Below are 24,877 nucleotides of genomic sequence, written 5' to 3'. Positions count from 1 at the left end.
TTTTTGGGAATTAATTTGCGGGATATTCGGAATTGACTCTTCGTCACGCAACTACTTGAGGCAATTAGGGATGACACATCGGACGAGGCGGCTATGCCAAGTAGCGAGACGATTCGGGCGTAAAATAGCCGCCCAATAGGATGGGGAAAGCTAGGTATTCTTGCGAATACACGCGAACGTGTCTCGTAACCAGTGCCAGTGCGAGACTTGCGGTGAAACGCGGAGCACAGCATCTTAATCCGGATGTGTTCGTGATTGATCCTCAAGTCGTAAACTCAAAGTCTTGCACGTGAGCAATTTGCGTATACGCGCTGTAACGCCGGTGCAAAGCGCAGGAGAGTGAAGTTTGACTTCATTTCGGGGCGGAGACTACAATAGCTTGGAGCGGGGCGGCATAGCCAAGTTGGTAAGGCAGAGGCCTGCAAAGCCTTCATCCCCCGGTTCGAGTCCGGGTGCCGCCTCCACTTTTCTTATTGAAGCAAAGCCGGGGCTGACGACGGACAACCCGAGGCCGCGATCCACGAGTCGAGTTCTCCAGTTGAGAGCGGGGAATAGCGGGGCGAGTGGTGGAATGGCATACACGGCGGACTTAAAATCCGCTGCCCAAAAGGCTTGAGGGTTCGAGTCCCTCCTCGCCCACCATAGCAGTCTGGACCGGAATTAATAGACGTGGCGAAGATAGTCATTGTAGACGACGATGAAGTAGATGCCCGGTATGTGCGCGACCAGTTCGCGCGCAGTGGTCATTCCTGTGCCGTGCTGACCTCGGGGAAAGAAGTGCTGGAGCTGTTGCGCTCCGAAAAGCACGATTTGCTCATCCTGGATGTCATGCTCCCCCATACGTCGGGGTTCGAGATATGCAGGCAAATCCGGCGCGATCCCGAGATTTACACCTTGCCGATCCTAATCCTGTCGGCAATGAACAGCGAAGAAGAAATCTACCACGGATTGGCCCAGGGCGCCGACGATTTCGTTTCAAAGCCATTCGATCCGATGAACCTGGTGCAACGAGCGGAAGCTTTGCTGCGTTCGGGTTCTGCCGGCGTTGCGTTGGACGATTTGACTTCGTTGCCCGGCGCCGAAGCGACCAAACGCGAGTTGCAGCGGCGCATCAGCCTGCGCATGAGTTTTGCTCTTGTGCACACGGAGTTGATGGGACTCCGGGAGTTCGGCCGGAAGTTTGGCCCTGAGCCCCGGAGCAAAGGTATACGTCACTTGGGACGCGCACTGGCGCAGTGTGCTCAGGAATTGGCGCCGGAAGACGCGTTCGTGGGCCACATGGGCGGGGGCCATTTCATGAGCATCCTGCCTCGCGAGAAAGTACAGACCTTCTGCAAGTGGGTGAACAAAGTCTGGGAAGGCCACGTCACCAAGTTTGTGGCGACAGTGGCATCGCCCACATCGGTGCGCCCCGGCGAACGGCTTCTGCCTGCCGTTTTCTGCGTTACCGTGCGCGAGAAGCGGGATTCCACGACGCCGCAGCAGATGTTTGAAGTGTTGTCTCAACTGCGCCATATGGCTCTGGAAGCCAATACTGGCGGGGTTTATCTTGATCGGAGAGCTCGCCTGGACAAGGCAGCGGAATCCGACGCCCGAAGCTAAACTTGACTTCGGGCTGCTTGTTTCGTAATCTACGCGAACGGATGCCGAGGTAGCTCAGTTGGTAGAGCAGCGGACTGAAAATCCGCGTGTCGCCAGTTCGATTCTGGCCCTTGGCACCATTTTTTAAGCTGGATTAGCTCAGTTGGTAGAGCGCATCACTCGTAATGATGAGGTCCGGGGTTCGATTCCCCGATCCAGCTCCATGTAACGCTTCGGTGCCCGATGGCGTGCCTTGCGGGGGAACTCGAGAAGGTGAGCGATGCGGGCCAGTAATACTCGTGGAGCCCTGGGAGGGGTTCTATAACTTTTCGGTAGCCGCGCGAAACAAAACGCGGTGGGTGGATACTCCTACGCATGGAAATCAAGCAGTCTTTCAGTACATCGGAAGTGGCGAAATATTGCCACGTTACGCCTGACACCATCCGCAAATGGGCGGAGGCGGGGCGTATCCACGTCTTTAAGACACCCGGAGGACATCGCCGTATCCGGCGCGAAGACCTGCTTCAGTTCTTGCGCGAAAACAGCATTCCTATTCACGGCGATTTGGACACGTCGGGTCTGCGCATTCTAATTGTCGACTGCGAACGGACCGTGGCGGCGGTTATCCGGCGCTTCCTGGAACGCACGCGCAATTCGTTTCAGATCGAAGTCGCGCACGACGGCTTCGAACTGGGCCAACTCGTCTCAACGTTCCGGCCCGATATCGTGTTCCTCGAAGCGCGGGTTCCCGGTCACGACGGCTACGAGCTGTGCCGCCGCATCAAAGGAATGCCCGATCTTCCGAACGTGCGCATCATTCTCATGGCGTCCATTGAAGAAGGCGATTCGATAAGCCGCGGCGCGGAACACGGCGCTTCGGTGAGCCTTGCAAAGCCGTTCACGCCGGACGACCTCAGGCGCGCGCTGGCGCGGGTTGGAATCGAAGTCAGTTAATTCCGTCTGGCCGCCTTCGCAGCGTCACTCTTGCCCACTAAACCCGTGGACTGTCGCCACCGTTAGCGTGTGACCGTGCCCACGTGTTATTGTCGCGGTATTCATGATTCCACTACTTCCAACGTGGCTCGTGCTGGGTTCGGCGTACATCGTCGGCACGTGGTTGCTGCGACCTGTACGCGTGCTGCGGCTGCGCGCCGATTTCGAGGGGCACGCCTATCGCGTGCTTGCAGGGTTGACCCTGGTCGCCCTGTTGATCCTGTGCGCGGGAAGCATTGCGATGCCGATTGCCTTATATGCCTTGTTGGCGATTTTCTTCAGCGGCACCTTCCTGTATTGGCCGGAGACACGCTCTGCGCGGCAACTGCCCGGATTCCGGCGTCATCGAGTGCACGAGCCCTTCGACCTGATTGAAATTATGAGCCTGGCGGTCGCCGGAACGGCGCTTCTACTCGTGTTCGTGGCCAGCCTCGCCCCGGTAACGGGATGGGACGCGTGCGTGGCGCACCTCGCGCTTCCGGCGGCCTATGTGCGCAACGGCCGAATCATGTTGGTGGAGGGGAACAACTACTCCGGCTACCCTCAATTGATGCACGTGCTGTTCGCGTTTGCGTTGGATCATGGCACCGAACGGGCGGCAGCGGCTCTGAATTGGACGTTCGCGGCGCTTGCATGCGCCATGGCGTACTTCATGGGTAAGCGGCTCGACAGCCGGCGTGCGGGCTGTGTGGCCGCCGCAGCCGTCGCCACGGCGCCGGTGCTGTTGGACCAGGGAAGCGCGCCCTCCGTGGACATGGCGTTTGTAACCCTGACGCTCGGCGCGCTCAATGCATTCGTTGCCTGGAAACAGGAACACCGAAGGGCGTGGATCATTCTGGCCGCCATGCTGGCGGGAGCCGCGTGCGGTGTCCGGCAGACCGCCTACCTGGTGGCTGTTTTGCTCGCGGTCATGGTGTTCGTATTCACTCCCGCCCATCGCCTTCGGCACACGTCGTTATTCGTATTTGTCTGTGGCGTCGCAGCGCTTCCCTGGTTGATGCGAAGCGCCATCGTGACGGGCAATCCATTCTTCCCGTTCTTCACCTCGTGGTTTCCGACACCCGATTTGCCCGACGTGGATGCGGCGCTTGTGGGAACGCACGAATCCGTGCGAGGCGTGTCCATCCTCGACCTGCTGTTGTTTCCATGGAATATCGTGTTTCATCCCGACCGGTACGGAGGTTGGGGCACATCGCCGGGAGGACTGGTTCTCATCCTGGGAATTCCAGGGCTGTTGGTGGGCGGCAAGCACGCGCGCCGTATCGGCGCGTTTTGTGGGGCCGGGGTCGTGTGCATGTACTTTTTTCGCCGGTTGACGCGCTACCTGTTTCCCTTTCTGGCCCCGATGCTGGTGCTGTCGGGAGTGGGCGCGTCGCGTCTGAAGTCGCTGCGCCCGCTCATCGTTGTGGTACTAATCATTTCCTACGCAATCGGGCTTGTACCCGCGGCCGGGGCCGTGGCCATCAAGGCCCCCGCAATCTTTGGCTTTGAATCGCGCGAGGACTACCTAACGCGGCGCGTCGAGCGGTATCCCGCATTCCGTTGGGTCAACGAGACACTTGAGTCCTCTTCCACAATCCTCACGCTCGACCCCCGCGGCTATTTCTTTCAAGTTCCGTGCTTCGAGAATTTCGAGGCACTGAAAGAACTTGTGGGAATGCCCGTCGAGTTTCAAATCGAGTGGCTGCGCGCTCACGATATAAAGTATGTCTTCTATCCGGAAGCATATGTGCTGGAGTCTCCGGGATTTCACGAAACCGGTGTGCTCGACGTGGTTCAAGGTTGGCGCGAGGACCCCGAACACTTCACACTGGTCAAGCGGCTGGAGCTTGACCGTCCGCGAATCGGGGGCAAGGAAATCGTTGAGGTGTATGAGGTCAACTTTGGCGCATGACGCAATAGCATAGTCCGCAATTTGCACCGGCGCGATTGAGCGCCGGCACAAATTGCTCACGTGCAAAACTTTGAGGATAGGACATCACACCGATGTCGGTCCGCAGGACACTCACGCGAAATACCCTGTTCAACATCGGGGGACGCATCTGCGAAGCGCTCGTTTCGCTGGTGCTCATGTATTACATCTACACGCGCGTGGGCCTTGCCTATTCGGGGCTGTGGGGCTTGGTGGGCGCGGCCATCGGTTATGTATCGCTGGTCGATTTGGGCTTGGGCAGCGCCTACGGAAAGTTCATCGCGGAACACAACGCGCGTGGCGACCGCGAGGGCATCTCTTCCGTCGTGAGCACCGGACTCGCCTTCTATGCCGCGTTGGGGGTCGTTGTCGTAACAGTAGGGTGGCCCTGTGTCGATAAACTCATGATGTGGATGGCTTCGCGCCGCGGGGCCGATGGAATGCCGCTGCACGATCCCGCGTTTGTCGCGGACATGCGCTTCTTGCTCTTTGGCGCGCTACTTGTCTTTGCCGCGTCCAACTGCGTGGCGCCGTTCAGCGCCGTGCAGACCGGCCTCCAACGGATGGGCGTCACGAACGCCATCAGTACAGTGCTGGCCTTCGGCAAAGCGGTCGTCACGGTGCTGTTCCTGGAATTCGGATACGGTGTGCGCGGCCTTCTTTACGCCAACGTGACCATCTTCATGGCCTTCGCCGCCGTCACCGTCCTCTCCGCCTTTCTGCTCGCGCCCGGACTCCGCATATCGCCAAGGTATTTGCGCGGCGCGACGTTTCGCATGCTGTTGGGGTTTGGGTGGCGCACGCAAGTGGGCCGCCTCGCGAATCTCGTGACGTTCGATACCGATATACTGGTCATCGGATTTGTCTTGCAGCAATTTGACCGGTTGGGCCTCTATAAGTTCGGCATCGAACTGGCCAACAAAATGCGTCAAATCCCAGTGATGCTCTTGGGCGCTATTCTTCCTGCTGCGGCAGACCTCGACGCGCGCGCGGAACTCGAACGATTGCAGCGGCTGTATGTTCTGTCGACAAAATACGTCTCCGTCGTACTCGTGCCTCTGGCGGCGTTCACGATCGGTACGGCGGGAATTCTCATGCGCACGTGGCTCGGCCACGGATTCGAAACGTCCGCGTGGGTGCTGCGCATCATTGCGGCGGGGTATATCGCCAACGTGTTTGCAGGCCCTGGAATCAGCGTGGCGCTGGGCATGGGCCGCGCCGATTTGCAGATGCGATCCGGCATACTTGCAATGATTGTGAATATCGCTTTGACGGTCGTCCTCTACGTGTCGATCGGATTCTACGGTATACCGATTGCAACTGCAGCTTCGCTGTTTCTAACGACGGCGTGGTTTATCGTAGTGATGAAGTCCGTCATCGGAGTCTCTGCGAAGACGCTGGTAAGCACGACCCTGCTCTGGCCGGCGATGGCGAGTGTGCCCGGGTTTCTGGCCTGCGTGTCCGCGGATATCTGGACGTCGAGTCTCGATGGCCGTCTGCCGAACGCGGCCGTGGCCGGAACTCTGGCGATGTTCTTGGGGATTAGCTATCTTATCTTAATCCGGTTGACGCCATTCCTGGATGCATTCGATGAGGATTTCCTCGGCAACTCGCTGTCGTTGCGGCGTGTGCCTGGATTTGCCCTATGGCTCCGGATAGGACGCCGTGTCTAGTGTAGTGAATCGTAATTGGGGCAACATTTTGGCAGAGCCAAGGAAGAGTCAAAAGTGGCGGCAAACAGGGACTGACACAAGCGCAGCGAAGCGGAGACGTGTCTGTCCCTGTTTTCCGTGCCCCGTCATTCTACGCTTCCCATAGTTCGGGGTATGCTATTGAAAACTGAGTCGAGTGGAGTAACAGCCATGGTCCCGCGTGTCTCCGTCATCGTTCCCACGTGGAATCACAAAGAGATGCTCGGCGATTGTCTGTACAGTCTCGAGACGCAGACGTACGACGCAATGGAGATTGTGGTCGTTGACGACGGGTCTACGGACGGGACGGCAGAATTCGTTCACCTCTATTTCCCCGGTGTGCGCGTAATACGTCAAGAGAAGAACCGTGGATTCTGCGCCGCCGTCAATGCCGGCATCCGCTCGGCCGCCACGGAATACATCATCCTTCTGAACAACGACATGACGGTACATTCGAAGTTTGTCGCATGGCTCGTCAGCGCGGCGGACTCGTCGAATGCGGCCCTCTTCGCGCCGCTCGTGTTGTTTCGGGATGACCTCACGTACATCTACTGCGCGGGAGACATGCAGTTGCGCAACGGACGCCCCGAGAGTATCGGATACCGCAGCTTCGAATCGGGCTTTCAAGAGCCCGACGAGATATTCGGCGTGTCCGCGGGAGCCGCCCTCTACCGGCGCGAAGTCTTTGAGCAAGTCGGCCTGTTCGACGAGCGCTTCCATGCCTATTTCGAAGACAGCGACTTCAATTTCCGTGCCCGGCTCGCCGGGTTCACCGCCAAATTCGTGCGCGCCGCGCTAGCCTATCACGTGGGTTCGGCGAGCTTGGAGGGCCGCACGTGGTGGCGCTCGCGCCAATGTTATCGCAACCATGCCTTGCTTGTGTTGAAGAACTTCCCCCTGCCTGTGTTGATACGGAATGCGCCCGGTATCCTCATGGAGCGGTTCAACCAGACAAGCCGTTTGCTGTCGTCGGCGCGCGCGGAATTTGGGTTGGCGCGCGCGTTGTGCATACTGATGAAGACGTGGCTGAGCATGATGACCGCGATTCCGCATTGTCTGGCGGAGCGACGCCGGATTCAGCGCTCGCGCAAGATCTCCATCCCGGAATTGAACCGCTTGCTCGACATGGCGGAGGAACCTTGATTCACGTGATGAATCTCCGAGAACGCTATGCACGACTTCGCTGATTTCGTGCTCAAACCGTGCATTCGCCAGTTCGGATATGTCCGGATTCTCGAAATTGGCGCCCAGTACGGCGAGAACACCGATGAATTGGCGGAGTTGCCTTCTGTGCACGTTACGGTCATCGATCCGTGTGTTGATGCGGATTTGTGCGCGCGGCACGCGGGAAACAACCGCATTGCGATACGCAAAGGATTGAGCCTGGATGTGCTGCCCGATTTGACGCAGCCGTTTGACTGCATTCTGATCGACGGCGATCACAATTGGTACACGGTCTACAACGAACTCCGAATCATCCGTGAACGGGAGTTGCTGCTGCGCGGAGGAGCGATTTTCCTTCACGATACGTGGTGGCCCTATGGCCGCCGCGACGGGTACTACGCGCCGGACCGCATTCCCGCGCAGTACCGTCAGCCGTTTGCATATCAAGGCATCGTGCGCGGACAGTCCGCACTGAGCGAATCCGAAGGCGTCAACGCGCAGATCGCCAACGCAACCCATGAAGGAGGACCTCGAAACGGCGTCCTCACGGCCGTGGAGGACTTTCTTCACGAGTACGACCATAAGTACCTATTCTTCAACTTGAGGCTTCAGTACGGCCTCGGCACGCTTTACCGGCGCAGGGACCGCGAATGCGATTCCGCGTTTTCCGAGTTCCATCGAGACATTCAATGGCGTCTGCGCGTGGGCAGGGTGAAGGACTTCGTTCGTGCGATGTCCCCGTCCATATACACGGCAGCGCGCCGCATCGCGAAGACCCTTCGGGGAGAGCGTCCCCGTGAGTGACAACACGGCACCAGACGTGTCCGTCACGCTGTTGACGCGCAACGCTGGGCCATTGCTTGAGCGTGTGCTTCGCGCAATTCGAGAGCAGAAGACCGATTTGCGTGTGGAGATCGTGGCTGTCGACTCGGGCTCGACGGACAAGACGCGCGAGATCCTTGCGCAATACGGCGCTCGAGTCAGCGTGATACCGCCGGAGTCCTTCAACTTTGGCCTCACGCGCGATCTTGTGTTCGAGCAGTCGTCCGCGCCGATCGTGATTTCGCTTTCGCAAGACGCCGTTCCCGCGCATGCGCAATGGCTGGAACACCTGGTTGCCCCCCTTGCGGAGAACAACGTGGCCGTATCGTGTGGGCGTTCCCTGCCGGACGAAGCGCGGCAAGAACCTCAGTTCATTTGGGAACGCAATGGCCGGTTCTACTTCACAAGAGAGATGCGCACCTTTTTTCAGCGGTATGGCCGCGGACTCTCCAATTCGAATGCGGCGTACATGCGCAGTGTGTGGAGCCGGTTGCGGTTTGGCGAACAGTCGATCGGCGAAGACTTCCGCATGCAGACCAAACTCCACGCGGAGAATCTTGCCATTGCGTTTCCCGACGACGCGCCCGTGCTGCATCATCACAACTACACCCTGAAGACCCTGTTCGCGCGATGCCGCAACGAAGGGCGCGGTTTGTGTCAGCTCGGTTGTCCCTATTCGGCCGCTGCCATGATGCTGGACATTGCCAACACGACGACGATGGCAACGTGGTGCCGAGAGTTGCTTCGGGGCAGACTGACGACGCCCGCGGCGCTCCTGTTTCCCCTCGTGAGGCCATTTGGTGTATATGTCGGAAGCAGACGTGCGAAGAGTGTCATGCCATGACTGACCGAATGCGCGAGTACTACGCTTCAAATCCGCTGATGGTGAGTTCACCGTTCGGCGGCGTGGACGGCATTAATATGGACCTGATTCGCGCGGTCTTTTCGGACCTCGGAATCGACCTTGCAGGCGCCTCCATTCTGGATGTCGGGTGCGGGCGCGGCTTTATGCGCGACTATGTAAATAAGCAAGGCGGACGGTACTTCGGCGTGGATCTGCTCGCGCACGGCGCGGGATTTCCGCTCAGTATTGGCGACGCCACACATCTCCCTTTTCCTGACGCGACATTCGATGGTGTATTCTGTGTGGACGCGTTTGAGCACATACCCGACGGCGTGGCCGCCGCGCGTGAATTCCGCCGTGTGTTGAAGCCGAACGGATGCATGTTTCTGTCGGCGCCAAACTACGGCAACGTGGCAGGCATCGTGAAGTGGGTGTGCGAACGCTGGGGCGGATATGAGCGAAACACGTGGGCGCCGTTTCGACGATGGCAAGCCCAGGAGTTAGAGCAACCGCTTACGGAGAGTGGCGTACGCCGGATTTTTCGCGAAGCGGGATTCACGCGGTTCACGCGGATCGGCCACGCGCCGGAAGTGGGTTTGGGGGTGTTTCCGTGGACTGACCATCCGCGCATGCCCGAGGCAATTCAGTTCCGATTGCAGCGGTTGTTCCGCCGCATAGGGACGCCGGTTGTGCGCGTGTGGCCGGGCGCAAGCCTGCACGGATTCTGGAAGATCGAGGTGTAGCATGCTGGGAAAAATCAAGCGGCTGGTTCAAAAACTGAAACTGCGGTACGGGTCGCAGGATACCGTCATTCAGACGCTGCGCGAAATGGGTGTGCAGGTCGGCGAACGATGCCGTATCTACACGACGCAATTCGGCGGTGAACCCTACTTAATCCGCATCGGCAATCACGTCGGCATTTCGAACGACGTGACTTTCGTCACGCACAATCTCAATTGGGTGTTTCAGGATAAGTACGATTCACTCACGAGCTTCGGAAAAATCGAGATCAAAGACAACTGCAACATCGGCGTTGGCGTGATCATTCTTCCGAATGTCACAATAGGTCCGAATTCGGTCGTCGGCGCGGGAAGCGTGGTGACCAAGGATGTGCCACCCAACAGCGTGGCCGCGGGCAATCCGGCGCGCGTCATCTGCAGCGTCGAGGACTACGAGAAAAAGGTAGTCGCCAACCACATCCCCATCCCCCTGGATCGCGAGGAAGCGCGCAAGGTTCTCATCAAACGCTTTTGGGGAGACGAGGCGTGAAACTCGCGCTGCTCATGGGGAATCGGTACAACCCCTGGCATTTGCAGCCGTTCCGGTTGCTGCGCGGAAACCCGCATATTACCGCCTTTCGCGCGGAGTCGCAGATTCAAGATCATTTCAAGGAACGTGGCGACGGCACGGATGGGCTCGATATCGAGCGCATCTATTTCAATACGCAACGCGGCAATCCAGTTGCGCGGATGAAGCACCTCATCCGCGAGCGCTACTTCAACACGAATCCCCGCTTGCTGCCTTTTCACGAGCGCCTGCATGGGTATGACGTCGCGCATTCCTGGGAGTTGTTTACAGATTGGTCGGCGGAAGCTCTGGTCGCGCGCGAACGCTTCGGCGTTCCCCTGGTCATCACCGTGTGGGACCTGCTTCCCTTCAACATGGAGCGGGAATCGGGCCGCCGCGAAATCAAACAGCGTGTCGCCAAGGGCGCAGACCGTTTTGTCGTGTATACGGATCGCTCCTATCGCACGCTGCGATTTGAAGATGTCGACATGAAACGCGTCGTGAAGATTCTCCCCGGCGTGGACACCAGCGTGTTCTCGCCCGGCCCCAGCGCGCGCGCGCAACTCGGTCTGTCCGATGACGATTTCGTCATTCTCTACGTCGGCTGGTTTGTACCGCGCAAGGGCATCGACTTCCTCCTGTACGCGATGCGCGAACTCGTGGACGATCCCGCGATGCGGGGACGCAAACCGGTGCTCGTAATGGTTGGATCCGGCTACGGGCAAGAGCGGGTCAAAAACCTGGTTTCTCGATTGAAACTCGATGAAAATTGCCGCTTCACCGGCGCCCTCACCTATGATCGAATGCCCGACATGTTTCGAAGCGCTGACGTGTTCGCGTTTCCCAGCATCGCTTCCGACGAGTGGCAGGAACAGTTTGGAATGTCCCTCATCGAAGCCATGGCATGCGGCAGGCCCGTTGTGACGACGTTGAGCGGCGCAATCGAAGAGATCGCGGGCGATGCCGCGGTGCTGGTCCAGCCCAACGATTTTCTTGCGCTCTATCAGTCTATCCGCACGCTGGCGATGGATTCCGCGCTTCGCGAGGATCTCGGCGCCCACGCCCGCGCGCGCGCCGTCGAACTGTTCGACGTTCGCAAGCATGCCGAGGCATTATCGAATGTGTATGATGAGGTCATGCGGCCGCGCGCCGGTTGATTCGCGCGCGAACGGCTTGCAGGGCTGCTATACACCAAACCGGGAGCGATTCCATGTGTAGACTACTCGTTGTCATTTCCATTGCCGCGGCTGCATCTCTTACCGCTTTTGCCGCGCCGCGGTATTCGGCCGAACTAATCTTCCCGGAGCAAGATAAACACGTCCACGGCAGCAGTATCGTTGTATGTTCCAACGGCGATCTCCTGGCCTGCTGGTTTCAAGGTTCAGGCGAGCGGTCCGCGGACGACGTGCGCATCATGGGCGCCCGTATGAAGAAAGGTGAGACTTCGTGGAGTGAACCGTTCTTGATGGCGGATACGCCGGATTTCCCCGACTGCAATCCCGTTCTGTTTATCGACCCGCAGGGCCGGTTGTGGCTCTTCTGGATTACGGTGCAAGGCCATCGATGGGAATTGTCGCTCCTGAAGTACCGTCGCGCCACCGAGTATCAGGGCAATGGCGCTCCCAAGTGGGATTGGCAGGACGTTATTCTGCTTCGCCAGAGCGATGCGTTCGCGGATACCCTGAAACGCGGCCTTGAAGAACTCATGCCTGAAGAGGGCATGTGGTCCGAGTACGCCCTCCCGTACCCCCGCATGCTCAAGGAAGCCGCGAAAGACCAGTTCAAGCGCGAGACCGGCTGGATGACGCGCACGGTCCCGGTGGTGCTGCCTTCGGGCCGAATCTTGTTGCCGCTGTATTCCGACGGGTTCAATACCTCGATGATGGCGATAACGGATGATGGCGGTGAGTCGTGGCGGGCCAGCGGACCGATTGTCGGGTTGGGCCCCATTCAGCCCACCGTCGTTGCGAAACGCGACGGTACCCTCGTGGCCTACATGCGCGACAGCGGCGCGCTGCCCATGCGGGCTCTGATGAGCACGTCGAACGACAACGGCGATACCTGGTCCTTCGCGCGCGACACGGATATTGTCAATCCGGGGTCGAGTCTGGCCGTGTGCGGCCTGAAAGACGGGCGTTGGGTGATGGTCTATAACGACTCGGAGGCTGACCGCCGCTCGTTGGCCGCCATGATGAGCGACGACGAAGGCAAGACGTGGAAATGGTCGCGGCACTTGGATCGCACGGAGTCGGGCAAAGGAAGCTACGCCTACCCGTGCGTCATTCAAAGCACGGATGGAACGGTCCACGTCACCTATTCGTACGACAGTGAAGCGGGCGCATCCATCAAACACACCGCCTTCGAACCAGCCTGGATCGCCGAGGCTGTTGCCAAATAGGAAAACAGGGACTGACACAAGCGCAGCGAACGCAGTGAGCGAAGACGTGTCTGTCCCTGTTTTCCTCCCCCAGAAGAAGACGCCATCTGTATGAGTCACTCCACAAGCGCAGCGAAGCGGGGACGTGCCTGTCCCTGTTTTCCTGCTAGCTTTGGAGCTTCGCGGCGTGCTGCCCTTGGTGGACACGGCCCTTCTTCGTTAGGGAAGGCAATACCGAGCCTCCGATTGCGGGAAAGAGATTGGCGGTCTTCGCCAGAACCGCCCGCCCAAACGGCACGGCAACTTCGATGGGCCTGCTCACGAGCACACGATTCACGATGAGATCCCCGATCTCTTCCAGGGTCAACAGCCGCGACCCGGAGAAGACCATGGCCCCCGCCTCGGTCTTTGACGACTGCTCCAGAAGCGGCGTGTTGATGGCGTCGGGGCATACCGCCGTAACCGCAATGCCGTGCGGCTTGAGGTCGTAGGAAGCGGCCAACGAAAATCCGCGGACCCCGTGTTTGGTCGCCGTGTAGACGGACAAACCGGGGATGGACGCGATCCCCGCCATCGACGCGATGTTCACGATATGGCCGCTCTTACGAGGAATCATGTGCTGCGCGGCCGTTTGCGTACCCCAAATGACGCCCTTCAGGTTAATGTCGATTTGCAGGTCGATCTCCTTCACGGGCTGCTCGTAGCACCACCCCGAAAGCATGATTCCCGCAATGTTCATGCAAACGTCAATCGCGCCGCACGTTTCGACGGCGCGCCCAAACACCTCGCCCCATGCGTCAATGCTCCGCACGTCGAGCTTGTCCAGATACACGCGGTCCTTGGGCCACCCGCTCTTCTCCGCATACTCGGTCATGGCGTCAAGATTCACATCCGTGGCGTACACGCGCTCGCCGCGCGCGATAAGGAGATCGGCCACGTGCCTGCCGATGCCGCTTGCACAGCCCGTCATGAAATAGGTGCGATTCGATGTCGTGCTCATGATTACACTCCCTGCGGTGCGCCGAATTGAATCTGCCCGAACGCAAACGTCGGCCGTATGCCCGGAAACATCCAGTAGGCAGTCAGCTCCGACGACGAAACGACATTGTAGAAATCTTCGTTGCGCGGTGAAAGCCCCGCGATGGCCCGCTCTTGAACCATCGATATGTACTGGTCCAAACCGCGTTCCAGCGTATTGCTGTTGAGGATAACATCGATCCCCGTTCGCTCCGCGTATCGCCGCAACCCCAGGATACGCGAGTTCTTGGGCGCATACGAGTCCGCCCCCACGCCATTCTCGCTGGTAACGAACAGACCCTCCGGCGTCCGCACGACAATCGAATGATTCCCTTCCGTATGGCCGGGAGTCTGAACAAGCGCGACTCCTTCTCCCAGCATCACGTCGCTGTCCAAGAGCACCACGTTGTCCTCCGGCACCCCGGCAATTCCATCAGGGCAGTACCACGGCCGTTGCGGCGGTAGCAGCGCTTTCGCCGATTCCCATTCCTGCCGCATTACCAACAGCTTGGCATTCGGGAAATAGGCGGGTGTGCCGGGCGCACCCAGCCACCTGCGCACATCTTGCGTATGCAGGTGATCGTACGTGATGTAGTCAACCGCATCCGGGCGAATACCAATGCGCACGAGCCACGACTCCACGGTTCCCAACTCCGGAGCCATCAGAGGCTCCAAATAGGGCCTCATCGATCCGAAGCTCTCCGCCAGTCCCTTGAAGAACGGTGTTTCTGCATTGCGCCGGTGGTCCGACGGAGACGCCAGGAGCGTCTTCAGCCCGGCGTCGCTTCTGAATTGCACAACGAACATGCGGTTGAGGATATGGACATACGGGGTAGGAACCGTGCATGCATCCTTCAATGCATACCGGCGCGGATACGGAGCGCGAATCAAATCGCACGACTGATAGAAGGGGACTGGCTCGGCGGCCAACAACGCATCGCGAAACCCCGGTACGGCCTTCAGGATGGCATCCAAGCGAGCCTGGGGTGCAATGGACGCGCGCGCATTCCGAAAGTGGTCCACTGCGCGGATAACGGGATCATCCCTTTCCACGACCAACGCCATACCAGGAACTCCTGCGTTACGGCCATTATACGGATTCCCGGGCAACCCGCAAGACCTCTCTTGACGAATTGATTTCCGGTCTCTATCGCAATACTGTACGCGGTGTCGAATGGCACATGAGGAAGCGCTATGAGTGGAATCACAGAAGCCGCGGCGGCCAGCAATTCTCCGGCGTGCGTGGCCTGCACGGGGGAGATGCGGTTTTTTGGAAGCCGACTTGGCTATACCTATGTTCAATGTGGCACGTGTGGCACCCTGCAGCTCCATCCTTTGCCCACCAAATCCGAATTGCTGAAAGCCTATGGAGATGACTACGCTTCGGCGGGGCATTGCGATACGGACGCCGAGATTCGGCGCGGCACCGCCAACCCGTATTACCGCGCCATCGTTGATGCTTTTGAAAAGCACGGAGGGAAAGGCCCTGTTCTCGACCATGGAGCCGGTTGGGGGGGATTGACCGAATTGGTGCTCGCCAAGGGTTACGTCTGTACAGGCGTGGAGCCTTCGGTGTCGATGGCGTCTCACTGTGCCCGATTGGGCCTTCCTGTGCGCCACGGGGATTTCTGGGCAGCCGATAATGGGCCCTACGGAGCAATCCTAATGTCCGCCGTGTTCGAGCACATCGTCGAACACGATGCGTGGCTACGTCGCGCCAACCAGGTCGTTGAACAGGACGGCCTGATTGTCTCCATGCAGCCGACGGCCCTTTTCGGGACCTTTGTGGCACAACTCCTTCGGCTGGGCGTGCGCGGCGTGCCTCTGCCGCAACTGCACCAGGTTTTCTGTCCGCCGTGGCATACCGTGCTTTTTACGATTGAGGGCATGCGTATGTTATTCGCGCGGTATGGATTCGAGCTGGAGGGCGTCTATCCGGGTCCTCAAGGCCGAAGTCCGGGTCTGACTGGCATCGCCCAACGGCTTCTGGGGGGCGCAAACCGGATTGGCTGGCCGCTACTGGGAGTACGCTGGCCCCTCTTGATTTGCCACATATTCGTGCTGCGAAAGCGCAGTCACGTGCCGGACGTCTAGTACCTGGCGGTTCAACCCGCCCGGAGCAGGACGAGAGCAAAAGAAAGAGGGGCGAGCATGCCAACCGGCATTCTCGCCCCAAATATCGCCACCGTTGTCGACTAAGTCGACGTCATACGATATTAGTCATACGGCATCAGGGTGAATCCGAACGAGGTCTGCGTAGCAGCCGAGTTCTGGAACACGCGACCGCATACGTCAGCAGCCGTACCGGGGTACAGAATCTGACACCAACCCGGACCGATCGACGTCGAAGGCGACGGGATCGCGTCAGCTTCATTGGTATCTACTGCCACAGGCCTCCAAGAGACGGCCTTTTTGGCACCCATCAGCCACGTCGATGTACCGTCCGGCGTACCATTCAACAAGTAGTAGTTGATGGTGATCACCTTATCGGTATCCGTGACGTTGGTCACCGTGATCCATGTTGCTTGGTAGTCCGCCGAGAAAAGGGTAGACGGGCTCGTCTGACCACCTCTATCGTTGAACTGCGGAATGCTGATGGTACCCGCAAACGCGGCCACTGCACCAAACGCCAAAACCACTGCAACAACTGTAAAAGTCTTCTTCATATTATAGATTCACCTCCTTCCCACAAAAAAACTGCATACCAGGCTATCAGGAGCAGAGAGTTCGGAAGTATTGACTACAATAAACGATAACTACACCCCTTCTTCCCCGAAGAATCATTTCAGTGCAGCCTGACTCGTAGCCAACAACGCCCTTCTCCCTTTCCCCAAGCGGCCCATCATCTCCATAGGAGACGCGATGCAGAAATACAAGCTAAAAGTGACTGTAGCACAGCATTGAATTGGTGTCAAGACTTGTCAAACCGTTGAGTTGAGGGCGGATATCTGCGCCAATCGCGAATACTGTGAATTATGAAGTCCAATTTCAACATCCTGATGCCGATGTTGCAGGGGCCTTTTCTTCGACGTCTTTGAGCGTAAGACCGCCGCGCGTCAAATCAAGCCAATACTTGACCGCGTCGTAATAGTACTTGAACAAGTACGGTCGCTTGACAAGGTTGCGCATCACGAGCGTCCAGTAGCGAGGGCGCATGTAGTAGTCGAAATAAGCCTTCTTCACCATCGCGTGCACCTGCTCCTTGTCCGTGTAGCCGGAAGACACGAATTCGGGGAAGTAGACCGTTGTCTGGGTTTCGATGACGCGACCGTCTTGATGGGCAAGCGCTTCGATGGGAGTACCGGGCTGAATATGGAAGGGAAAGAACATCATCCAGTCGGCGTTCAGTTCGCACGCAAATCGAATGGTCTCAAGGGATTGCTCAGGCGTTTCCGTGGGGAATCCGAGGATGAAGGAGCCTCGCACCTCAATTCCGGCATCGCGGGTCCACCGGACCGTATCGCGAATTTGTTGGCGCGTAGTGCCCTTCTTTATCAGATCGAGGAGCTCTTGGACACCGGATTCAAATCCATAATAGATGTTAAAGCAACCGGCGTCGGCCATCTTTTTGAGCATGTCGGGCTTGACGGACCTCATATGGCCATAGCATGACCAAGTGAGATCGAGCTTTTCGCGTTTGAGCCCGGCGCAGAAGTCGTCAATCCAGCGCGGGTTTACGGCAAACGTGTCGTCCCAGAATATGATTTCCCGCATGCCATGTTCGCGCACGAGCGGCACAATCTGGGCGATCATGTGCTCGGGGGAATGCCGGCGGTAACGGGGCGAAAACTCCCCACCTTGAAAGCAGAACGTGCACTTGCCCCAGGAACATCCTCGTGAGGAGATGGCGGTTGTCGCTGGCTCGCGCCGCACCTGGTTGGGCAGCGGCCGATAGCTGTAGGGGGCAAAGATGTGCCGGGCAGGGTGAGGCAACACGTCGAGGTCGTCGACAATCTCGGCGGTTCCGTTCACAAAAGGTCTGCCCGAGGCGTCCAAGTAGGCAATGCCCTTGACAGACCGCCAATCCTCTTTGGCGCTGAGCGCGGCCACAATCTGGCGGAACGGCATCTCCCCCTCACCGGGAACGGCGGCATTCACTGCTGGGCAGTCGCTGAAGACGCGGCGGCAATCCGACGTGACATGGGGGCCCCCCACTACGATGAAGACGTTAGGATCGCGGGCGCGCAGTTCACTGGCGACTGCGTAGCCGGCATGGGCAAAAACGTTCATCAACGAGATTGCGACGACGTCCGGACCATGGGCAATGATTCGCTCGACAGTCTGGATGGGATCGAGATCCATGATTTGTGCGTCGAGCAAGGTTGCCTTATGCCCATCGGCTTCGACCATTGCGGCCAGATGGCCGATTCCCAGCGAAGGCAGAAATCCGCGCTTCATTTTTGTTGTCGTGCCGTAAGAGGCAGACATGTTGAAAGGCGGCAAAACAAACAACACGTTCATTGGGCATCAAATCCTCGTGGTATAGGCACATTCCTATAACGCTGCCACCTGCGCCACTGCACTGACCAAAGCCTTGGTGAGTATTATAGCATTAATTGCTGCTTTTCGACCCTTTACTGATCTGCAAGGGTCGAGAATATGTGATATCCCTTCCCGTCTGGGGTGGTCTCGTAGACCCACACGTCGCATCGAGCCGAATCGGCAGGTATGGAGGCGGTCCATTTCCTCGATTCTCCCGGCTGAAGAGTAATCTCGCCGGGCCACTCCGGCAATTCGGCGCCTTGTCCCTGAGGAACTACTCCCTCTCGAATTCGCTGCAGGAGCAAATAAGAGATGTCTGCATAGTGGTCACGGCCTTCCTCTCCACTCGGTTGGGGACTCTGCGCGCTCAAGCGGACTTGAAGCGGCGAAGCGCCTTCCGGAACATGAAGCGCTCCCACGGACCGCCAGCGCCACGCATAGACTTGGGAGGGAGATGGCTGCGGCCAAGCGGCCAAATCGATCAGCGATTGCCCCGACACGGCGACATCAACCAATGCGCGAGCATAAGTTGGGTCGCCGATAATTCCCAACGTTTCAATTGCCGCGGCATATTCGCCGGGGGGTACCTCGAAAAGTCCTTCCAAGACGCTCGTACCGTGCTTGACCTTGGCACAGGCCGTACGTAATTCATAACTGGGAGGGACGCGCTGGGGATTGAACCGGCCGCGAACAGACCACACTTCGTCGTCGGGATTGGTTTCAAAAAGACTGGGAAGCAGAAGCAGCGCATCGCTAGGCAGAAGGACCGCATGCGCTCTCCGCGGAGTCTGCGAGCGGTTTTCGACAGAGAAGGCAACAGGGCGGCTAGCCGAAGTCCCGACGTTAATGGCGTAGTCCGTTGGTCCGGGCTCGTCAAACCGTAGCACAAGGCTGCCTGCCCGGGATTCAGGCGGCGAGGCGGCAAGGCCGGTGTCGGGCATGGTCTTCAGATAGGGTACGGATGAATTGTCAAACGTCTGCGTGGTCTGCACACCGTTGTCGTTGTCTTGGAGAACCACCTTGGGGGCAGTATTTGTACCGAGGTCGTACAGGAATACTTCAATGTCCGTGAAGACCTGATGCTGGACCTCCGTGTAGTGGGCGTCCATCCACCGCCATACATCAAGGGGGTTTGACGGGGTATATTCGCGTTCCCACTCCGAGAAGATGATCCAGGCGCGGGCCTTATTCTGCAGAGCCTTCTGGACTTGTATGGGAAAATAATACTCGAACATGGGATCGTCATTGTTGCGAGGAGCGCTCGCGTTGAGAAACCGGATGAAGTTCTCGTCCACACACCCCGTAAAATTCTGGATATTCCTGAATCCGTACCAGTAGAACGGCAGCCAAGTCGACCATCCCGTGTGGATGATGATGTCGCCCTCTTTCCACTGGCCAAGCACATACGAGGCCGCCCCTTTGCTGTCCATGGGAGGGTGTACTCCGGGACGGTGCGGAAACTCGCGCGGCGCATACTCGCCGTGAGCCTGTTGATAGATGGAAAAGCACGGAAGGACTATCAACAATACAGCCAAGACAGCTCGTAAAAGCTGCGGCCGGCAGGACGCTAGTGCCATTCCGGCGAGGATGTAGAGCGGAATCGCATAGGGAATCATTGAACGAATGAGAAAGACGCTCTCGGCGAGAGTGGAAATGAAGTATACGAGGGACACGGGTATCACAAACCAAGCCACTAGCAGCGCTGCAGCGCGTCTATCCTTCTTCCACGCGAGATAGGCGCCAATGAAGACCGCGACCACGAAAACAGCGGTGGCTACCTTAAAGTGGGGTTTCAAATCCGAGTACCCGAATGCGATCGTTTTGACGTAGAAGAATAGTTGCAGAAGTGACGGAGGAGGCACCCACCATTCCGTGGAGGCCACCATCGTGCGGTACGCCTTGATTACCATGAGCCAAAGTTGAGGCACAAACAGCAGAGCGCCCACAACATTCGCGATGATCCAAGGCTTCACTCGGTCACGGCGGCCCCGTAATGTAGCAAGCACCCAAAGATTGACGGCTACCAGCATCGGGCCGACAAAAAGCTCCGTGTAGCACGACAGACTCGCGAGAATAGCGTAGAGACTCCAGTATCCGGCGCGATTGGTCTCAACCGCCCGAATTAGGCTATAGACCATCAGCGTGCCGATGGTAGGTAAGAAGATGTATTCCTTCATCTCCTGTGAGTGGTGAATATGGAACGGCGAAATGGCCAAGAGCAGGGCCGCTGCCAGCCCGGCACGACGTCCAAGAAGGTGAGAAGCCACCAGGTAGACGACGGCCACGCAGGCCACGCCTGCGGTCACGGGAAGCAAACGCATGGTGAATTCGTTGGCGCCTAGCCCCAAGAAACGCCAGATAGTCACCAGGATGTACGGCAGTGGAGGATGGTTCGAGACGAGCTTGCCGTGCACGAGCAGGCCGTACAGGTCTTCGCCTGCGAGCATATTCTGGATTTCGTCATGCCAGAACGGATATTTGCCAAGCGAAACAAGCCGCAGCGCCAGAGCGCCCATGAGGATGATCAGGAGGATTAGCCGAGCCCGGGGCGCTTCGATGTCTTCCTTCATCCAATCACGGTCCTCGTTTGGCGGCAATGTTTGAGCACACCCCGGCATCTGGAAGGCTTGCTCGCTGACTCCGAGGATCTGGAGATTCCGCGCATTTCACTTCGCCAGGGGATACGTAGCCAACAACAATAAGGCCACTCATTATAGCCAGTCCTCGCATCATGAGTCTATTTCAGGCGGCTCTGCCTTCCTGGGAAGTGAATTCCGAAGACAATCCGCGCGGGGTTTCTGTCATCAAGTCTATGTCCGTTGGTAAGCTGTATTCGCGTGTTGTACAATCCCCGCTAGTCGCGCCAGGGCGCCTACTATCACATCTCAAAGAACGTTTCACTACGGGGGTTCTGGTCAGTAGCCTGGGATGTCCATGATGCGTTTCACCAGACCTCAACTCGATTCCACCGTTGGCGTTGTCGTTGTGTGCCTTCTCTTTTGCGGCATTTACGTGTTGACAAGCCCTGGGGTCCTTATCGACGATGCATATATAAGTTTCCGGTATGCCCAGCACTTTGCCGATGGCCAAGGCTTCGTGTTCAATCCTGGGGGCGAACGTATCGAAGGCTTCTCGAATTTCCTTTGGGTGGTAATGCTTTCCGCGTTGTCCCTGTTGGGTATTACGTTTCCTGCCGGGGCTCGAATTCTTCAGTTTGTAGCGGCCCTGTTGGCGTTGCCGGTGACTGCACTCCTGTATGCCAGGCTCTCTGCGACATCCAGCAGCGCCAAGCTGCCCCCATTCGTTCCGAGCCTTCTTCTCGCCTTGAATCTCTCGTTTCTCATGAATTCCCACAACGGGCTGGAAAGCGCACTTTTCTCCCTTGCCGTTGCCGCGGGGGCCGCGTGCTTGCTGGGTGAAGTGCAGAGAGACACGTTTCCCTGTTCCGCGCTTTTCTTTCTTTGCGCCTCGATGCTCAGACCTGAGGGAATCCTGTTTGCCGGAGTGGTTGCCATCTACGGTGCCGCATCGAAGGTTCTTTACAGGACCCCCCTTCGTCAGACCGTAAAGTGGCTTCTGGTGTTCTGTGTGCCCTTCGCGATTTATTTCGCATGGCGGTATGCCTATTTCGGCATGCCACTCCCCAATACGTTCTACGCTAAGGTGACCGTCCCATTGGGTGAACGTGTTGTCAACGGTCTCCGGTATGTGTTCACTTCTGTCACCGGATACGCGAACATCCGATGGGCGGATCATGGCTGGGCCCCACTTCGTTGGCTGGTCTTCGCCCCGATCATACTCGTGCCTATCACGAAAGGCATTGATCGCGCGCGGATACTCGTGTTGGGTCTAGTCGGAGGATACCTCGCGTTTATCGTGTATTCGGGCGGCGACTGGATGCCCTACAACCGGTTTATGGCCCACATCGCGCCTCTGCTCGCCGTGCTTACCGTCGTAGGCATCAACCAAGGAGTCGCTCTGACAGCCGGGCGGTTTCGACTGCATCGCGTTGCTGTAAACAGACTGCTGCTCGCGTGCACGGTCGTGGTGATAGTCGCATCGTTGTATGTGCCCAGGTCGCCATTCAACAATGTGACCATCGTGAAGTCGCTAATAGAGACAGCCCAAGACCCCGTCTTTGCGGTCCGACAGGCGAGGCGCGCTTTCGTGGGTCTGCGGCCGTGGGGGCAAGTGGTTGGCAGCTGGATGACCAAAAACTTAGCGCCTGGCAGCATGGTGAGCACGGAACTCGCGGGGCAATTGCCCTACTATACGAACTTGCCCTTTCTTGACACCCTGGGACTGAATGACCGCGCGGTCGCTTCCATAATTCGGACACGCCCAGACACACTCTCGGACTACATCTTCGCCCGAAAGCCAGAGGCCGTCACGCTTCAACTCCGCTATCTCAATGGCCGGCTCCACTTCGAATCGCAATTCGATCGCGGGGTATTCGAGAATCCTGGCTTTGCAGACAGCTATTCGTTGGCAGCCATTCACCGAATTTTCTGGCCCAATTCCACTTGGGACGAGATCTGGATTGTCACCTTTACGCGAAACGCAAATTCGCCTCTCCTATCCGGCAGAGACCGTTGCCTGAGAGTCTCTGACCTGGAAGGCATATTGGCCGTTGGACTGAGGAACAGACAGGGCCTTGTTCATTCTATTGATTCTTCAATGCCTTACCGATGATTCACAGGGGTGACTCGATCGGCTCCCCTCCAAAGGGTTGAGGCTATGCCGTGAGGAGTCCGGAGCTAAATGGCCGGGATGAATCGCGTGCGGCATGCGAGAAGAGCAGCGGTCTTGCGCTTGTTCCATCGATTAAGGGAAAATCCGGCCAGTCCTCAGGTAGAGCCTGCTTCAAGACTACTCAGAATCCGGAGACAAGGACGCAATCCGTGACATAGAGTGAAGCTCTGCGCTTCACAGAACTTAGAGACGGCGAATTACACGATAGGACCTTCCTGTTCAGTGCCATGAACGTGAACAGGTGTTTGCCGGTGGTTCGATGTCAATTTGGGAGTGAGTTGTGCGCGTATCGTATCTTCTAGCCATTCTCTCGGTGATACTTGGGTTAGTCTCATGCGATTCAGGGTCGACGGCCGGACCGCCGAACGTACTCTTTGTCGTGGTGGACACGCTGCGCGCCGATGCGGTTCTCAAGTCGCGGGAGAACGTTCCCGTCATGCCGAAATTGACTGCATTTGCCCGAGAGTCCGTCTACTTTACAAATGCGGTGACTCCGAGTAGCTGGACCCGCCCTGCGATGGCCTCCGTGTTCACCTCGCTTGATGTGGACGTGCACGGTGTCATCTTCAGCTCAAGAAGAGACGGAGATACAACGACAACGGACCTCCTGCCTGCATCGCTCAGGACGATAGCAACGGAACTGAAGGAAAAGGGATACAAGACCTTTGGCGTTCAGACCAATGGAAATCTGTCCGCCGATATCGGATTCAACCGCGATTTCGACAGCTACTTCTATTCGGTGGACGCTCCTGCCAACACCATTACCGACGCCGCCTTGAACGCAATAAAGGACGCGACGTCTCCCTATTTCCTTTATGTGCACTACATCGACCCGCATGCGCCGTACAACCCTCCAAAGCAGTACGAGAGTGTTTTCGGCGGCCGTTCGCCCCTCTCCGAGGGCGACAAGAAGGCTGCAGACGACTCACTTGAGTACCTCAAGGACAAAGTCTACGACGTACTGCGTATTCAGGATGTTCGAAAATTCTCCGCGATATCGCCGCAAGGAAGGGAAGAGCTCAAGAGGCGCTACGATGAGGACTGCCGATTCACGGACGACGAGCTTGCGCGTCTGCTCGCTTCGATTAAGAAAAGTCACCCCAATACGATAATCGTCATCATGTCGGATCATGGCGAAGAGTTCTGGGAACATGGATCGATGGGGCACGGCACCACCATGTATGCCGAGCAAGTTGACGTACCCCTGATGTTTAATGCACCGGGCCTCTCGCCAGCGGTAAACGCAGAGACCGTATCCACGTTGGACGTTGTCCCCACGATATTCAAGCTCCTTGGTTACAGTCCAAGTCCCAATTGGCAAGGCAGGGACCTCTTCGATCCAAATCGTAAATTGAGCGAGGAATTCGCCTTCGGGCGAAGCCAGGGTCCCGACTCGCGGTTCGGGGTTGACTGCGAGATGGTGCAGCAAGGCAAGTGGAAGCTGGTCCATGACCTAAAGCATGGCATTACGGAACTCTTCGATACGGAGCTCGACCCTGAGGAGAAGCAGAACCGAATTGGTGCGGAGCCTGACATCGCAAAGAAGCTGGGGGCTGCACTCGACGAACGTAACGCCTTGAACAGCCAGCACCCGCTCAGACAGCGTACGAATTCAGCTCCGGTGGATAACGAGCTGATGCAGGATTTAAAGGCCATTGGCTACAACTAGACCGTGCGCTTCCTGCCCGTCAGGGTTCCCAACATAGCCATGATGACATCTCCACGGCTTAGTTCCAAATTGGTGCAAAATTGAGAGGTTTGCGGTTCTAACGGCTGCATTCTCTATCCAACTACAGAAAAGACATAAAGAAATCGATCTTTGGCGTCGTCAAAGAAATGTCTTGACAGGGTTGGGGTGTTTCTGCCAAATGATCCGGTTTTGGCGAGGGGTTGCGCCTCGCCCGGTCTGCAGTCATGAAATAGGTCGTAACGTTTTGTGGGGGCGCTGGTTAGCG

The 24,877-nt window shown here is 57.7% G+C and carries 19 protein-coding genes and 4 tRNA genes; 18 read left to right on the top strand and 5 right to left on the bottom strand.

Annotated features, from left to right (window positions below; all coding sequences use genetic code 11):
- Window positions 1–388 precede the first annotated feature (388 nt).
- From K1Y02_10900 to K1Y02_10830, 15 genes are all read left to right on the top strand, one after another.
- A tRNA-Cys gene (locus tag K1Y02_10900) sits at window positions 389–464 on the top strand.
- A 93-nt stretch (window positions 465–557) separates the two neighbouring features.
- A tRNA-Leu gene (locus tag K1Y02_10895) sits at window positions 558–642 on the top strand.
- 27 nt (window positions 643–669) lie between these two features.
- Window positions 670–1,602 carry a response regulator gene (locus K1Y02_10890; protein ID MBX7256858.1) on the top strand — a complete coding sequence of 311 codons (933 nt, stop codon included), beginning with the start codon at window positions 670–672 and terminating at the stop codon, window positions 1,600–1,602.
- A 43-nt stretch (window positions 1,603–1,645) separates the two neighbouring features.
- Window positions 1,646–1,721, top strand: a tRNA-Phe gene (locus K1Y02_10885).
- Window positions 1,722–1,729: 8 nt separating this feature from the next.
- A tRNA-Thr gene (locus K1Y02_10880) sits at window positions 1,730–1,805 on the top strand.
- Between the two features lie 151 nt (window positions 1,806–1,956).
- On the top strand, window positions 1,957–2,535 hold the full coding sequence (locus tag K1Y02_10875) for a response regulator (GenBank protein ID MBX7256857.1): 579 nt from the start codon (window positions 1,957–1,959) through the stop codon (window positions 2,533–2,535).
- A 103-nt stretch (window positions 2,536–2,638) separates the two neighbouring features.
- Window positions 2,639–4,468 carry a glycosyltransferase family 39 protein gene (locus K1Y02_10870; protein ID MBX7256856.1) on the top strand — a complete coding sequence of 610 codons (1,830 nt, stop codon included), beginning with the start codon at window positions 2,639–2,641 and terminating at the stop codon, window positions 4,466–4,468.
- Window positions 4,469–4,560: 92 nt separating this feature from the next.
- On the top strand, window positions 4,561–6,159 hold the full coding sequence (locus K1Y02_10865; protein ID MBX7256855.1) for a polysaccharide biosynthesis C-terminal domain-containing protein: 1,599 nt from the start codon (window positions 4,561–4,563) through the stop codon (window positions 6,157–6,159).
- A gap of 189 nt (window positions 6,160–6,348) precedes the next feature.
- A complete protein-coding gene (locus tag K1Y02_10860) occupies window positions 6,349–7,320 on the top strand; it encodes a glycosyltransferase family 2 protein (GenBank protein MBX7256854.1) in 972 nt (323 codons plus the stop codon).
- Between the two features lie 27 nt (window positions 7,321–7,347).
- Complete coding sequence (locus K1Y02_10855) at window positions 7,348–8,145, top strand: class I SAM-dependent methyltransferase (protein MBX7256853.1); 798 nt, start codon at window positions 7,348–7,350, stop codon at window positions 8,143–8,145.
- On the top strand, window positions 8,138–9,007 hold the full coding sequence (locus K1Y02_10850) for a glycosyltransferase (protein ID MBX7256852.1): 870 nt from the start codon (window positions 8,138–8,140) through the stop codon (window positions 9,005–9,007). Before K1Y02_10855 ends, K1Y02_10850 begins: the two co-directional genes overlap by 8 nt.
- A complete protein-coding gene (locus K1Y02_10845; protein MBX7256851.1) occupies window positions 9,004–9,750 on the top strand; it encodes a methyltransferase domain-containing protein in 747 nt (248 codons plus the stop codon). Before K1Y02_10850 ends, K1Y02_10845 begins: the two co-directional genes overlap by 4 nt.
- 1 nt (window position 9,751) lies before the next feature.
- Window positions 9,752–10,276 carry an acyltransferase gene (locus tag K1Y02_10840; GenBank protein ID MBX7256850.1) on the top strand — a complete coding sequence of 175 codons (525 nt, stop codon included), beginning with the start codon at window positions 9,752–9,754 and terminating at the stop codon, window positions 10,274–10,276.
- Window positions 10,273–11,451: a glycosyltransferase family 4 protein gene (locus K1Y02_10835; GenBank protein ID MBX7256849.1), complete on the top strand. Its 1,179-nt coding sequence runs from the start codon at window positions 10,273–10,275 to the stop codon at window positions 11,449–11,451. The genes K1Y02_10840 and K1Y02_10835 overlap by 4 nt, the downstream gene beginning before the upstream one ends.
- Window positions 11,452–11,504: 53 nt before the next feature.
- Window positions 11,505–12,692, top strand: coding sequence for an exo-alpha-sialidase (locus K1Y02_10830; GenBank protein ID MBX7256848.1), 1,188 nt, complete (start codon window positions 11,505–11,507; stop codon window positions 12,690–12,692).
- Window positions 12,693–12,837: 145 nt separating this feature from the next.
- On the opposite strand, the gene K1Y02_10825 is transcribed toward K1Y02_10830, so the two are convergent.
- Together K1Y02_10825 and K1Y02_10820 are read right to left on the bottom strand one after the other, a co-directional pair.
- The gene (locus K1Y02_10825) at window positions 12,838–13,671 is read right to left on the bottom strand and encodes an SDR family NAD(P)-dependent oxidoreductase (protein ID MBX7256847.1); all 834 of its coding nucleotides are present in this window, start codon (window positions 13,669–13,671) and stop codon (window positions 12,838–12,840) included.
- 2 nt (window positions 13,672–13,673) lie between these two features.
- The gene (locus tag K1Y02_10820) at window positions 13,674–14,681 is read right to left on the bottom strand and encodes a hypothetical protein (GenBank protein ID MBX7256846.1); all 1,008 of its coding nucleotides are present in this window, start codon (window positions 14,679–14,681) and stop codon (window positions 13,674–13,676) included.
- A gap of 201 nt (window positions 14,682–14,882) precedes the next feature.
- On the opposite strand from K1Y02_10820, the gene K1Y02_10815 reads away from it, so the two are divergent.
- Window positions 14,883–15,782: a class I SAM-dependent methyltransferase gene (locus K1Y02_10815; GenBank protein MBX7256845.1), complete on the top strand. Its 900-nt coding sequence runs from the start codon at window positions 14,883–14,885 to the stop codon at window positions 15,780–15,782.
- A gap of 122 nt (window positions 15,783–15,904) precedes the next feature.
- On the opposite strand, the gene K1Y02_10810 is transcribed toward K1Y02_10815, so the two are convergent.
- The 3 genes from K1Y02_10810 to K1Y02_10800 form a co-directional block, all read right to left on the bottom strand.
- Window positions 15,905–16,354 carry a hypothetical protein gene (locus tag K1Y02_10810; GenBank protein MBX7256844.1) on the bottom strand — a complete coding sequence of 150 codons (450 nt, stop codon included), beginning with the start codon at window positions 16,352–16,354 and terminating at the stop codon, window positions 15,905–15,907.
- 322 nt (window positions 16,355–16,676) lie between these two features.
- Window positions 16,677–18,149, bottom strand: coding sequence for a B12-binding domain-containing radical SAM protein (locus K1Y02_10805; protein MBX7256843.1), 1,473 nt, complete (start codon window positions 18,147–18,149; stop codon window positions 16,677–16,679).
- Window positions 18,150–18,262: 113 nt separating this feature from the next.
- The gene (locus K1Y02_10800; protein MBX7256842.1) at window positions 18,263–20,740 is read right to left on the bottom strand and encodes a glycosyltransferase family 39 protein; all 2,478 of its coding nucleotides are present in this window, start codon (window positions 20,738–20,740) and stop codon (window positions 18,263–18,265) included.
- A gap of 364 nt (window positions 20,741–21,104) precedes the next feature.
- On the opposite strand from K1Y02_10800, the gene K1Y02_10795 reads away from it, so the two are divergent.
- Together K1Y02_10795 and K1Y02_10790 are read left to right on the top strand one after the other, a co-directional pair.
- A complete protein-coding gene (locus K1Y02_10795; protein MBX7256841.1) occupies window positions 21,105–22,862 on the top strand; it encodes a hypothetical protein in 1,758 nt (585 codons plus the stop codon).
- A gap of 340 nt (window positions 22,863–23,202) precedes the next feature.
- Window positions 23,203–24,591: a sulfatase gene (locus K1Y02_10790; GenBank protein MBX7256840.1), complete on the top strand. Its 1,389-nt coding sequence runs from the start codon at window positions 23,203–23,205 to the stop codon at window positions 24,589–24,591.
- The last annotated feature ends 286 nt before the right edge of the window (window positions 24,592–24,877 follow it).

It is taken from the genome of Candidatus Hydrogenedentota bacterium (assembly GCA_019695095.1).
Classification (GTDB): Bacteria; Hydrogenedentota; Hydrogenedentia; order Hydrogenedentales; family SLHB01; genus JAIBAQ01.
This window is presented reverse-complemented; position numbering and strand designations above follow the sequence as displayed.